Annotated in this window: 15 protein-coding genes; 8 read left to right on the top strand and 7 right to left on the bottom strand. The window is 73.7% G+C overall.

The window, feature by feature from the left end:
- Positions 1-332: 332 nt before the first annotated feature.
- Positions 333-1292 carry a pirin family protein gene (locus AB0D10_RS35170; protein WP_360263503.1) on the bottom strand — a complete coding sequence of 320 codons (960 nt, stop codon included), beginning with the start codon at positions 1290-1292 and terminating at the stop codon, positions 333-335.
- 120 nt (positions 1293-1412) lie between these two features.
- Between AB0D10_RS35170 and AB0D10_RS35165 the strand changes: the two genes are divergently transcribed.
- The 5 genes from AB0D10_RS35165 to AB0D10_RS35145 all read left to right on the top strand — a co-directional run bounded on the left by AB0D10_RS35165 (position 1413) and on the right by AB0D10_RS35145 (position 5950).
- On the top strand, positions 1413-1901 hold the full coding sequence (locus AB0D10_RS35165; protein WP_360263501.1) for a carboxymuconolactone decarboxylase family protein: 489 nt from the start codon (positions 1413-1415) through the stop codon (positions 1899-1901).
- A gap of 429 nt (positions 1902-2330) precedes the next feature.
- Positions 2331-2615: a serine hydrolase domain-containing protein gene (locus AB0D10_RS35160; protein WP_360263550.1), complete on the top strand. Its 285-nt coding sequence runs from the start codon at positions 2331-2333 to the stop codon at positions 2613-2615.
- Positions 2616-2907: 292 nt separating this feature from the next.
- Positions 2908-3639 (top strand): leucine-rich repeat domain-containing protein, encoded by a 732-nt coding sequence (locus AB0D10_RS35155; RefSeq protein ID WP_360263498.1) that lies wholly within the window; start codon positions 2908-2910, stop codon positions 3637-3639.
- Positions 3640-3916: 277 nt separating this feature from the next.
- Positions 3917-5266, top strand: coding sequence for a threonine--tRNA ligase (thrS, locus tag AB0D10_RS35150; RefSeq protein ID WP_360263496.1), 1350 nt, complete (start codon positions 3917-3919; stop codon positions 5264-5266).
- Between the two features lie 141 nt (positions 5267-5407).
- A complete protein-coding gene (locus AB0D10_RS35145; protein WP_360263494.1) occupies positions 5408-5950 on the top strand; it encodes a hypothetical protein in 543 nt (180 codons plus the stop codon).
- Between the two features lie 124 nt (positions 5951-6074).
- Here AB0D10_RS35145 and AB0D10_RS35140 read toward each other — a convergent pair whose 3' ends face one another.
- Positions 6075-6680: a hypothetical protein gene (locus tag AB0D10_RS35140; protein ID WP_360263491.1), complete on the bottom strand. Its 606-nt coding sequence runs from the start codon at positions 6678-6680 to the stop codon at positions 6075-6077.
- A 178-nt stretch (positions 6681-6858) separates the two neighbouring features.
- Positions 6859-7269, bottom strand: coding sequence for a VOC family protein (locus tag AB0D10_RS35135; RefSeq protein ID WP_360263489.1), 411 nt, complete (start codon positions 7267-7269; stop codon positions 6859-6861).
- A gap of 168 nt (positions 7270-7437) precedes the next feature.
- On the opposite strand from AB0D10_RS35135, the gene AB0D10_RS35130 reads away from it, so the two are divergent.
- On the top strand, positions 7438-7917 hold the full coding sequence (locus AB0D10_RS35130) for a MarR family winged helix-turn-helix transcriptional regulator (RefSeq protein WP_360263486.1): 480 nt from the start codon (positions 7438-7440) through the stop codon (positions 7915-7917).
- A gap of 13 nt (positions 7918-7930) precedes the next feature.
- On the opposite strand, the gene AB0D10_RS35125 is transcribed toward AB0D10_RS35130, so the two are convergent.
- Positions 7931-8581: an NlpC/P60 family protein gene (locus tag AB0D10_RS35125; RefSeq protein WP_360263483.1), complete on the bottom strand. Its 651-nt coding sequence runs from the start codon at positions 8579-8581 to the stop codon at positions 7931-7933.
- Positions 8582-8790: 209 nt separating this feature from the next.
- Between AB0D10_RS35125 and AB0D10_RS35120 the strand changes: the two genes are divergently transcribed.
- A complete protein-coding gene (locus tag AB0D10_RS35120; RefSeq protein ID WP_360263481.1) occupies positions 8791-9195 on the top strand; it encodes a RidA family protein in 405 nt (134 codons plus the stop codon).
- Positions 9196-9212: 17 nt separating this feature from the next.
- On the opposite strand, the gene AB0D10_RS35115 is transcribed toward AB0D10_RS35120, so the two are convergent.
- The 3 genes from AB0D10_RS35115 to AB0D10_RS35105 form a co-directional block, all read right to left on the bottom strand.
- Positions 9213-9701 carry an SRPBCC family protein gene (locus AB0D10_RS35115; protein WP_360263479.1) on the bottom strand — a complete coding sequence of 163 codons (489 nt, stop codon included), beginning with the start codon at positions 9699-9701 and terminating at the stop codon, positions 9213-9215.
- Complete coding sequence (locus tag AB0D10_RS35110) at positions 9698-10138, bottom strand: metalloregulator ArsR/SmtB family transcription factor (RefSeq protein ID WP_360263476.1); 441 nt, start codon at positions 10136-10138, stop codon at positions 9698-9700. The genes AB0D10_RS35115 and AB0D10_RS35110 overlap by 4 nt, the downstream gene beginning before the upstream one ends.
- A gap of 124 nt (positions 10139-10262) precedes the next feature.
- Positions 10263-11123 (bottom strand): LysR family transcriptional regulator, encoded by an 861-nt coding sequence (locus AB0D10_RS35105; protein ID WP_360263473.1) that lies wholly within the window; start codon positions 11121-11123, stop codon positions 10263-10265.
- Positions 11124-11191: 68 nt separating this feature from the next.
- Between AB0D10_RS35105 and AB0D10_RS35100 the strand changes: the two genes are divergently transcribed.
- Positions 11192-12235 (top strand): EamA family transporter, encoded by a 1044-nt coding sequence (locus AB0D10_RS35100; protein WP_360263471.1) that lies wholly within the window; start codon positions 11192-11194, stop codon positions 12233-12235.
- The last annotated feature ends 22 nt before the right edge of the window (positions 12236-12257 follow it).

Raw genomic sequence — 12257 nt, 5'->3', positions numbered from 1 at the left:
TGTCTTCTCCGACTCGCGCCACTCCGGTGGTGGCCGTCCTTCGGCAGCCGGCGAGGGGGACGTGCCAGGGCGTCCGCCGGTTCGCGCGACGGCACCCGACGATGACGTCCCGGGCTCCGTGAATGCTCCGGTCAGTTCTGATGGACCGTCAGCAAAGTCAGCATTGGGTCAGCATTCGTCCTGTCAGACGCTGTCGTGGATGGTCGAACGGTGTCATGCGGCGGGCGCGGAGGCGAGTGTCGACGGGGGCACTTCGGGGCGAGCGCAGGGAGCCTCCGGCTCGGGGGTGGGGCGGACCCGGCCGCCGCACCCCCGATCGTGTAAAGCGCAGGTCAGCGCGCGTTTCCGCGGGGCTTGAGGGCGATTCCCGGGAGCTCCGGGGCGGGGAGGCGGTCGCCCGGGTAGCCCTCGACGGTGCCGTAGCGGTCGGGGTTCGCGGAGCTCATCCATTCCTCGCGGGCTCGGGTAATGTCTTCGTGAGACCGCCCGATGAAGTTCCACCACATGACGATCTCCTCCTGGAAGGGCGTGCCGCCGAGGAGGACGGTCCGGGCGTCGGTGTCGCCGGTGTTGGTGAGGGTGACGGTGGTGGCGCCGGGGGCCAGGTAGCCGAGGTCGTTGGGGTGGAGCGGGGTGCCGGCGAAGCGGACCTCGCCGCGGTCGACCAGGAGGCCGTGTTCGAAGGCGTGCTCGACGGCGAGGGTGACGGTGGCGTGCGGGCGCAGGGTGATCTCGGCGCCGAGCAGCGGACTGAAGGTGGGGACGGGGGAGGTGTCGCCGGCCAGGGTGCCGAGGAAGACCCGGGCCTCGCCGCCGTCGAGTTGGACCGGGGTCGGGGCGTGGTGGTGGAAGTCGCGGCCGGTGTGCCGGTGTTCCTCGGGCAGGGCGACCCACAGCTGGACGCCGTGCAGGGTGGTGGTGGCCGGGGTGGAGACCTCGGAGTGGGCGATGCCGTGGCCGGAGGTCATCAGGTTGACCTCGCCGGGGCGGACGTAGGCGTGGACGCCGAGGCTGTCCCGGTGTTCGATCTCGCCGGTGAACAGCCAGCTGACGGTCTGCAGTCCGGTGTGCGGGTGCGGGGCGACGTCCATGCCGCCGGTGTCGGCGACGTCGTCGGGGCCGTAGTGGTCCACGAAGCACCAGGCACCGATCAGGGTGCGGGAGCGCTGCGGCAGGGTCCGGCGTACGGTCATGGCGCGCGGGCCGCCGAGGGGGACGTCCCGCGGGGACAGGACCTCCACGCGCGGGTCGGCGGCGTGCGGCTCGACGAGGTCGGTCTCGGTGGTGCTCACGGTCGGGGTCCCTCCCAGGTGCGGGGTCGTGCGGTGGTTCTGCGGACATGATAGTTCTATATTCAACTATCATGGCATGGCAGAGTGACGGGCGACAGTGATCAAGCCTAAGGAGTCCAGGTGAGTGATGTGACGGTGGTCCCGGCGGACCGGCGGGTGTTCATCGACAAGCAGAGCCCCCAGGCGTACAAGGCGCTGGTCGCGGCCGCCGAGGCGACCCGCGAGGTGGCTGCGGAGGCCGGCCTGGACCGTCGGCTGGTCGAGCTCGTCAACCTCCGGGTGTCGCAGATCAACGGCTGCGCCTACTGTCTGAACGTCCACACCAGGGCCGCGCTGCGCGAGGGCGAGACGACCCAGCGGCTGGGGGTGCTCCCGGCGTGGCGCGACACCGAGGTGTTCGATGCGCGGGAGCGCGCCGCCCTCGCGCTGGCCGAGGCGACCACCGACCCGGCGGACGCCGCCCTGCAGGAGGCGGCCTACGCGGCTGCGCGCGAGGTGATGGGCGAGGCGGAGATCTCCGCGGTGGTGTGGGTCGCGATCACCATCAACGCCTTCAACCGGGTGTCCATCATGAGCAAGCACCCCGTCCGTCCGGCGCCGGGGCGGTAGCGGTACGAGCCGGAGGGCTCCGGGCGGGACGGGCCCGAGCCGCAGCGGTTCGAGGAGGGGTTCTCCGCCTTTCGGCGTGGGCCCTCCTTTGGGGGGTGGACGGACGGCTCCTCCCGGCGGTGGATGACCGACCGTCAGGGCGGCGGCGAAGCCGGGCTTCGAGGGCGAGTGAGTGCTCGCCGCGCTGAGGGTGGGGACACATGGAGCAGGGTGGGGGCGTACGGAACGGGGCGCGGGGCGCGCGGCGGGGTGCGGGCCGTACGGCGCGCCGGGCGGGGTCCGCGCTGGTGGCGGCGGTCTGTCTGGCACTGGCCGCGCCGGTCGCCTCGGCGGGTGCCGCCGAGGCGGACGGCGGACAGGGCGCCGCCGGACAGCAGGAGACCGCCAGCCGCCGGACGGCGGCGCTGCGGGCGGTGACCGGGGCCGGCGCTGTCTCGGCGATCGCCGAGGTCAGGGACCGGGGTCTGGCGCGGCGGATCCGGCGTCTCCGACCTGGCCACCGGCGCGCCGGTCCGGACGGACGGGCGGTTCCGGGCCGGCAGCATCACCAAGGTGTTCACCGCCACCACCGTGCTCCGGCTGGTGGGGGAGGGCCGGATCGGCCTGGACGACCCGGTGGAGCGCCACCTGCCGGGACTGCTCCCGAACGGCGCGGACATCAGCGTGCGCGAGTTGCTCGACCACACCTCCGGCCTCTGGGACGCGACCAACTGACCTCGCGGGGGCGTGTCACCGCTCCGGCCCGTCCGCCTGGGGGAGTCCTCGACGCGAGTGCTCGACGGCGAGCCCTCCACGAGGAGTCCTCGATGGCGAGCCCTCCACGAGGAGTCCCCGACGGGAATCCGACAGGGAGTCCTCGATGCGCGGACGGGCCGGAGTGGCCGCGCGTCCGGGCCGGCTGCCGCCGGCGGTCCGCGCCGCGATACCCTCGCCGGGTTCCCGGAGGCCCGCTCCACCGCGTCGTGGACGGCACCCTCCGGCTTCCGCAGACCCGAGGAGTGCCGCAGTGACGGACGTGACGTTGAACCTCTGGCGGCAGCCGCTCGGCGAAGTGCCGGCCGGGGTGTGGGACCGCACCGACCTGACGGTGCTCATCCTCGCCGACACCGGGATCGCCGAACTCCCGCCGGAGATCGGACGGTTGACCGGGCTGCGCACCCTCGACCTCGGGCACAACAAGCTCGCCGAGGTGCCCGCCGAGCTGGGCGCCCTCACCGGGCTGGGCGACTTCCTCTACCTGCACGACAACGCGCTGACCGCCCTGCCGGACACCCTCGGACGGCTCACCGCGCTGCGCTACCTCAACGTCGGCGAGAACCGGCTCACCGAACTCCCCGCCACCATCGGCGAGATGGCCTCCCTGGTCGAACTCCGGGCGCAGCACAACCGGCTCGGCGCGCTGCCCGAGGAGATCGGCAAGCTCGGAGCGATCCGCGAACTCTGGCTTCAGGGAAACGAGTTGAGCGATCTGCCGGACTCCGTGGCGGGGCTCACCGAACTGCGCGAGCTGGAACTCAGGGACAACTCCCTCACCGCCGTCCCGGCCGTGCTCGCCGGACTGCCGCGGCTGCGCCGCCTCGACCTACGCGGCAACCGGATCACCGAACTGCCGCGCTGGCTCGGCGAACCGGGTGCGCTGCCGGCCCTGGAGAAGCTGGACCTGCGGTGGAACGACGTCCGGCCGTCGGCCCGGCTGCTGGACGCGCTCGGTGCGCGCGACTGCGTGGTCCTGTACTGACGTCGTCCTGTACGGGCGCCGTACGGCGCTGACGTCGCTTCGTACGGGCGCCGTCCGGGCCGGGGCCGTCCGTCGGAAGCCGTTCGGAGGGGCCCTGCGCCGACCGGTCGACCTGCTACGGTTGATCACATGAAGCGCGCTGCACTCGCCACGACGACGCCGGAAAGAGTCCCGGCGCGCTGACTGCTGACCTAGTCCGAAGCCCCGGGGCGAGTGCCCCGGGGCTTCGTCGTTCCCGGCTCCACTCGCCCGCAGCACCAGAGTGGAGACCACCACCGTGAACGTGAACCCGCAGCACGGCCACCGCGAGCCCGACCGCACCGCGCAGAGCCGCACCGCGCACGACCGCACCGCGCAGAGCCGCCCCGCGCACGACCGTCCCGCGCAGAGCCGCCCCGCGCACGACCACCGCAAGCTGGGCCGCGAACTCGACCTGTTCGACACCGACCCGCTGATGGGCTCCGGTCTTCCCTACTGGCTGCCCGACGGCGCGGCCGTCCGGCACACCCTGGAGAAGTTCATCCGCGGCCGCGAGCGCCGGGCCGGCTACCGCCACGTCTACTCACCGGTGCTCGGCAAACGCGAGCTGTACGAGATCTCCGGCCACTGGGCGCACTATCGCGAGGACATGTTCCCGCCCATGGCCCTCGGCTCGGAAGAGGTGGTGCTGCGGCCCAGCCTCTGCCCGCACCATGCGCTGATCTTCCGTTCCCGCTCCCACAGTTACCGGGAACTCCCGCTGCGGATGGCCGAACTGGGCGGCATGTACCGCTCCGAGCCGTCCGGGGTGCTGGGCGGGCTGACCAGGGTCCGGGCGATCCAGCTGAACGACGCCCACGTGTTCTGCACCCCGGAGCAGGCCGCCGACGAGGCCGTCGCCGCACTGGAGCTGATCCGCGAGGCGCACGCCGCGCTCGGCATCGTCCCGGTCCGGTACCGCCTCTCGCTGCCCGGCGCGGGCGGCAAGTACGTGGCGGATCCGGCGCTCTGGGAACGCGCCACTGCGCTGCTCAGCGACGTGCTGGAACGCTCCGGGGTGCCGTTCGAGGCGGCGGAGGGCGAGGCCGCGTTCTACGGGCCCAAGATCGACGTGCAGATCGCCGACGGCGCCGGACGCGAGTTCACCCTCTCCACCGTCCAGGTCGACTTCCACCAGCCCGAGCGGTTCGACCTGCACTACATCGGCCCGGACGGCGCCAGGCACCGCCCGGTGATGGTCCACCGCAGCGTGATCGGCAGCGTCGAGCGCGTGGTCGCCCACCTGATCGAGCTGTACGGCGGCGCGTTCCCGGCCTGGCTCGCGCCCGTCCAGGTGGTGCTGCTGCCGGTCTCCGACGCCGAACTGCCGCAGGCCGAACGGCTACGGCAGCGCTGCCTCGACCTCGGTCTGCGCGCCGAGGTCGCCGGGCCCGAGCGCGGCACCCTCGGTGCCCGGATCCGGGAGGCGCGGCTGGTGCCGTACCAGGCGGTGATCGGCGCCAGGGAGGCCGTGGACGACCGGGTCGCGCTGCGTCTGCGGAACGGCCGGAGGCTGGAGCCGCTGCCGGCCGAGGAGGCGTGGGCGCGGATCGGCGCACTGGTGGCCGGGTGCGGCTCCGAGCTGTGGGAGGACGGCGCTGCGGGGTGAGCGGGCCGTCGCGCAGGCGGCATCCGTAGGACTAGTGCGGTGAGCGGTGTGTCGGCCGGGCCGTGGACGCCGGCCGCCCGTCGAATGGGCGCGGTGGCCGAGTCCACGGCCGCCGCTGTCCCCCCGTCCCGGAGGTTCCCGATGCGCACCCCCCGAAGACTCGTCGCCCCCGTCCTCGCCGGCTGTCTGGCCCTCGCCGGGGCGGTCGCGGCCGCCCCGGCCGACGCGACCCGGCTCCGACCACTGCCCGTGCCCGATGTCCGGTACTGCGCCGCGGTGGTCGGGCACGTGCCGGGCGCGGGCGGCGGCTCGCCGCTCCTCGGGCGGGCCTGTTCGCCGGACTCCCTGGCCGACGCGCTCGCCCGGGCCGACGGCCGTACCCGTACGGCGGAGCAGCCGGCCGACCGCACGCTCCTGCTGGAGGAGTTCAAGGACGTCGACTACGGCGGCGGCGTCATCTACGCCTTCTACGGGGACGCGGGCGGCTGCGACGCCACCGGCTACCACCTGGTGAACTACTTCGACGTGGCGCTCAGCGTGTCCTCGATGAAGGGCTACGACAACTGCAACGCCGCCCACCTCTGGTCCACCCTCGACGTCGAGAAGACCGTGGACCTCCCGGCCCCGGCTCTCGGGGCGAACTTCAACGACGCGGTGCGGGAGCTGCAGGTCTTCCACCGCTGACGGGGCGGGCCGACGGGCAGCCCGGGTCGGCCTGACGACCGACCCGGACTGCCTCACCTCGGGCGTGCGGGCGAGCCTTGCGCGCCCGAGGTCCGAGCGCCTGCCTGACAGGCCTGGCTGTGGCCTAGCTGGGGAACGGCCAGGTCGGGCACCACGGCGGGATCCACTGGCCGGGGTAGGGCGGGCCCCACACCGGGCAGGGAGGGAGGTGGGGAGCGGGCGGGGCCGAGGTCCAGAGGACGGTGCCGTTCAGCTCGACCGCGATGACGCCCTCGTTGTAGACGGTCAGCTCGGCGCCGGGGTGACCGGCCGTCCCGCTCCACCAGAGCGGGGTGTTGTCGGCGGCGTAGACGACGAGGTTGCCGTCGCCCTGCATGGCCAGGATGTTGCCGTTGGGTATGGCGCCCTTGGCCACCCAGATCGGGGTGGTGTCGCGGTAGAGGACCACGTTGCCGTCGCCCTGCATGGCCAGCATGATGTGGTGGTCGGGCGAGTACCAGGCCTGGTTCCTGGAGATGACGCTGTTCATCGGGATGTGCGTGGGGGCGGACAGTGCGGCGGCCGTGGCGGCCGTGGCGGCCGTGGCGGCCGGGGCGGCCGGGGCCGCCTGGGCGGGCGCCGGGGTCGAGGTCCGGGCAGGGGCGGCCTGGGCGGCGCCGGCGCTCAGGGTGGCGAACCCGATCGCGGCGACGGCCGTCAGGGCTGCGGCTCGTAGACGGAGACTGGTCATGGGCGGTCTTCGGGTCCTCTCGAAGGTGATGGGCCTGCGGCGCCCAGTTCCTGACGGTTCGTCAGTGTGGTGTTCCGGTGGGCGCCGAGTGAAGGTTATGGCGGCCGGGCGGGAGCCTGCGGCAGCTTCACCGGCAGATTGGCGGGGGCCTGCCGGGCCGCCGTCGGCGGCAACCGTGTCAGTAGGACTGCAGCTCGATCAGGTGGCCGTCCGGGTCGCGCAGATGCGCGCTGCGGAGGTTCGGGCCCCACTCCGGGCGGTCGGTCGCCGCGGCGGCCGGGGTGCCGCCGTGGCGCAGGCAGAGGTCGAGGGCGGCGTCCACGTCGTCCACCCGGAACACCAGCATCGCGGCGTCCTGGGCGGGCGCGGCGTGCCGGGCGGGCAGGTCGATGGTGCCGAGGGTGGCGGCCATCGTGGCGCGGTCGAAGAGGACGAGGACGGCCTGGTCGGCGACGTCCCAGTTGGCGTACGGGCCCTCGGGCGTGCCCTTGACCAGGGTGGCGCCGGTGAGCGGCGGGAGTGTCGCGCGGTAGAAGGCGAAGCAGTCGGCGAAGCGGGTGACGAGCAGTCGGGGGTACAGGGCGTCCACGGTCGAACTCCTGGGGTCCGGTCCCGGGTCGGCACGGCACCGACGGCCCGGGAATGGCGGCACGGCACCGGCGGCCCGGGAGGGGCGGGTCGGGAAGGGGGGCGGAACCGGTGGGTCGAGAATTAGTGGGTCTGAACCCACTATAGGAAGACACCCTAGACTTCCGCCATGGCCTCCGAGACCCCGATCGACCCGCCGCCCGAACTCCCCCCGACCCTGCTGGACCTGAGCAGCTACCTGCTCTCCCGGATCGGCAAGGCAGCGCGCGGCCGGCTGGCCGACCGGCTGGCCGAACGCGGCCTGCGGCTCTGGGACATGGCGGTGCTGGCCTCGCTCGCCGACTTCGGGCCGCAGGCCCAGCGGGACCTGGTCCGGCGGTTGGGCCTCGACCCGAGCGACCTCGCCAAGGTCGTGGAGCAGCTCGCGGTCGCCGGGTACGTCGAGCGCGCCAGGGACCCGGCCGACCGGCGGCGGGTCTCGGTCTCGGTCACCGGGGCGGGGCGGGCACTGCTCGCCGAACTCGACGCCCAGGCGCGGGTGGTGCAGGACGAGGTGCTCGCGCCGCTGGACGTGGGTGAACGGGAGGTGCTGCAGTCGCTGCTGCTGCGGGTCCACCGGGGGCTGGGGGAGCGGCGCAGCGGTCCGTGACCGGCCCGGACGGTCAGCCGACGGGCTGCCCGGGGCGGCGGGCACCGGCGAACTCGCCCGCCCAGCGCGGGACGTCGAGCACGTTCTCGACTCGCGCGACCAGCGTCCCGGTGCGCTCGGCGTGGATCATCGCGCCGTCGCCGACGTGGATCCCGACGTGGTGCAGGGGCGCGTCGGGGCGGGAGAAGAACAGCAGGTCGCCCGGGGCGATCGCGTCCCGCTCCACCGGGGCGCCGCGGTGGAACTGGGCGACGGTGTAGTGGCCCAGCTCGACCGTGCCCTGGCTGGCCCGGTACCAGCAGTACAGCGACAGGCCGCTGCAGTCGAAGCCGACCGTCTTCTCGCCCATGCACACGCCGTCGAGGTAGCCGTTCTCGTCGTCGCAGAAGCCGAGACCGGCGCCGAGGCGGTCGCCGCCGCCCCAGGCGTACGGCACGCCGATCTGGGCCTCGGCCACGGCGGCGACCCGCAGGCCCAGCGCGTCGGCGGCCACCGCCGCCACGCCCGGCCCGCCGGCCGAGCCGTGCGGTGCCGCGGTCGCCGCGTGCGCGGCCTGCGCCGCCGGGCCGAGCGCGGGGGCCAGGCCCGCCCCGAGCGCGAGGCCGAGCATGCGGCGCCGCCCGACGCCGGGGTCCTGGTCGCGGTCGGACGGCTGGGCTTCCATGGGGCGGCTCCCGGGCGGCGGTTGCGGTGGGGGTGCGGGTACGGCCACCAGCATTTCGCGCCGGCGGGGCGGTGCGCCATCACCCGCAACGGTGAATCGTGGGCGAGCGGCCCGGTGGCGGTGGGGAGTTCGCCGGTAAATGGTTTGACGGTCGTTCGGGCGGGGCCAACGATGGGCTCGAACGTTCGGTCGGCCGGTCGGAGGAACTCGTGAGCAGCGCCGTCAAGTTGATCCGTAGCACGCGGCTGACGCCCGCCGTCGACTATGCCTACGGCGCGGTGGTCGACGCCCCGGCGCGCTCGCTGTGGCTGGCCGGGGCCTGCCCGCTCGACGAGGAGGGCCGGACGGTCGCCGTCGGTGACTACGAGGGGCAGGCCCACCAGGTGATGCGCAATCTGGTGACGGCGCTGGAGGACGCGGGTGCCGGTCTCACCGACGTCGCCCGGACCACCGTGTACGTGGCCTCGGCCGACCAGGCGGACCTGGTGAAGGTGTGGAACGTGTACCGCGCGTACATGGGGGAGCACGACGCGCCCAGCACCCTGCTCGGTGTCTCGGTGCTGGGCTACGACGACCAGCTGGTCGAGGTGGAGGCGGTGGCCGTGCTGCCCTGACCGTCCGGGTTCCCGGATCAGCCCGCGGCGAGCAGGGCGTCCAGCTGCTGGTAGCCCTCGACCACGCCGTGCTCCATGCCGCTGGCCAGGATGGCGTCCCGGGCCTCCAGGCTGTCGACCACCGACAGCACGGTGACGCGGGTGCGGCCCTCTCCGGCTGGCTCGAAGGTCGCGGTGTCCAGTGAGACGCTGTCCGGCACGCCCTCGAACGTGAAGGTCTGGACGAGCCGGGTGGCCGGCCGGACCTCGTGGAAGGAGCCGTAGAAGGCCGCGATCTCCTGGCCCTCGCGATGCATCGAGTAGCGGTAACGCCCGCCCGTGCGCCCCTCCCAGGTGTCGATCTTCATGTCGAGGTCCTTCGGGCCGAGCCACTGGGCGACCAGCTCGGGCTCGATCCAGGCCCGGAACACCCGCTCCTGCGGGGCGTCGAACTCGCGGACGATCCGGATGGTGGGCAGCTTCGGGTCCGCCTCGATACGGGTCTCGGGGCCGGTGGTGGAGGTCATGACGGGACTCCTTCGCTCTGCTGGGGTGGGTCGGTGTCGTCGGTGTGATGGTCGTTCCGGGCGCCGTGGGCGGCGCCGCGGGTCGTGGTGTGCGCGGCGGCGTGGGCGGTGGTGTCGTCGGACATGCCCGCGAGGAGGGCGTCCAGGCGGCTGAACCGCTCCTCGGCCTGGCGTCGGTACCGCTCGATCCAGCTCGTCATCAAGTCGAACACCTGCGGCTCCAGGTGGCACGGTCGGCGCTGCCCGTCCCGACTGCGGCTCACCAGCCCGGCCTCCTCCAGCACCTTCAGGTGTTTGGAGACGGCCTGCATGGACATCGCGTAGGACTCGGCCAACTCGCCGACGGTCGCGTCCCGGGTCGACAGTCGGGCCACGATGTCCCGCCGGGTCGGATCCGCCAGGGCGACGAACGCCCGGGAGAGCTGGTCGACAGCCACCGCGTACCCCTGTTCATTCTCAACCGATTGGTTGAGGACAACGCTACGCCGCCCGGCCTTCGTATTCAACCGTTTGGTTGTGGATCCTGGAGTGGTCGACGGGGGAGGTGCCGGCCGGTCGGGGTCAGTGCCCCGCCAGCAGTTCCCGGGTCAGCCGGACCAGGGCCGGGACCGCCGGGTGGGTCGGGGTGCCGCGGCGCCAGGCCAGGAGCAGAGGCACCGGCGGGGCGTCGGTCAGCGGGAGGTAGGCGATCATGGGGTGCCGGTGCAGGCGCGGCGTCGCCGAGGTCGAGATGCCCACCGCCCGGCCCACCGCGATGGCGGTCAGCCACTCGTCCGTGTTGGTGACCTCGATCGTCGTCCCGGGACGGGCGCAGGCGGGCCAGAGGTCCAGGGTGGTGGTGCCGGCCACCGTGTTCAGGGCGATCGGCCAGGCCGCGAGGTCCGCCAGCGTGAGGCTCGACCGGTCGGCCAGGTCGCTGTCCGCAGGCACGACCGCGACCCGCTCCTCCTCCAGCAGCAGCTGCGTGACCAGGTCGGAGTCCGTCACGTCGCCGCGCAGCAGCGCGATGTCGACCTTGCCCCGGGTGAGCCCCGCCGTGCGGTCGTCGATCCGGCGCAGCTCCAGCGGCACGTCCGGGTGCTCCTGGTCCCAGCGCCGCAGCAGGGGGACGGTGTGCTCCCCGAGTGCGGCCCAGGGGTGACCGAGGCGCAGTGGCAGGGCGGTCAGGGCGCGCGGGTCGAGCGCCGTGTCCACGGCCGCCAGCGCGGCGGCGGCCCGGTCGCGGAAGGTCCGGCCCGCCGCGGTGAGCTCCAGGTGGTGCGTGGAGCGGTCGACCAGGCGGACGCCGAGGTGGCTTTCGAGCTGGCGCAGCGTCCGGGACAGCGCGGGCTGGCCGATGTGCAGCCGGGTGGCGGCGCGGGTGATGGTTCCCTCCTCGGCGATGGCGAGGAAGGCCCGCAGGTGGCGCAGCTCGATGGTCATGCCCGGGAAGCATAATCGCTGCACGATCGGCATTTCACGCGAACCGGGCGGCTCCCTAGCGTGGGGACATGACGAACACGGGTTCACCGTCGGCGACCGCCACGGCCGCGCCGACCGCCACTGCCGTGCCCACCTCGACGGGCACGGCGACCGCCACGGGCACGGCCACCAGCGCGGCAGCGGGTGCAGCCGGTGCAGCGGGTGCGGCGGGCATGCCGGGCGGTCCGCCGCTCCTCGGCCGCGTCCGCACGGCAATCGCGCCCGGCGGCGTCGGCAGCCTGGGCGACGTCGGGATGGTGCTGGCCGGCACCCTCTCGGTGCAGTTCGGCTCCGCCGTCGCCGCCCTGCTGTTCCCGCGGGTCGGGGCGCTGGGGACGGTGATGCTGCGGGTGACGATCACGGCCGTCCTGCTGCTCGCCGTCTGCCGCCCCCGGCTGCGCGGGTACAGCCGTACGGACTGGGCCGTCGCCGGAGGCTTCGGACTGGCCCTCGGCGGCATGAACATCCTCTTCTACCAGGCGATCGACCGGATCCCGCTCGGCCCGGCGGTGACGCTGGAGGTGCTCGGCCCGCTGCTGCTGTCGGTGGTCACCGCACGTCGCGCGATGAGCCTGGTGTGGGCCGGCCTGGCGTTCACGGGGGTCTTCCTGCTCGGACGCGACGGCTTCGGCCGGCTCGACCCGGCGGGCGCGGCCTTCGCGCTCGGTGCGGGCGCCATGCTCGCCGCGTACATCCTGCTCAACTCCCGGGCCGGGGCGCGCTTCCCGAGGCTGGACGGACTCGCGGTCGCGATGGCGGTCGCCGCACTGATGAGCCTGCCCCTCGGCATCGGCTCGGCGGGCGGCGCGCTGCTGGATCCGGGGGTGCTGGGGCTCGGCCTGGCCGTGGCGCTGCTGTCCTCAGGGCTGCCCTACACGCTGGAACTGCTGGCGCTGCGCCGCCTGCCCGCCCCGACCTTCGCGGTCCTGACGAGCCTGGCCCCGGCGGTCGCGGCACTGGCCGGATTCCTGGTCCTGGGGCAGGCGCTGTCGGCGTCGCAGTGCCTGGCGATCCTCATCGTGGTGGGAGCCGGCGCCGGGGCCGTGCGGACGGGCGGAGCGGGGCGACGATGACGGCGCCGCCCGCCTGGAGGCA

Origin of the sequence: Kitasatospora sp. NPDC048545, assembly GCF_040651155.1 — a bacterium.
In the GTDB taxonomy this organism is placed as follows: Bacteria; Actinomycetota; Actinomycetes; order Streptomycetales; family Streptomycetaceae; genus Kitasatospora.
This window is presented reverse-complemented; position numbering and strand designations above follow the sequence as displayed.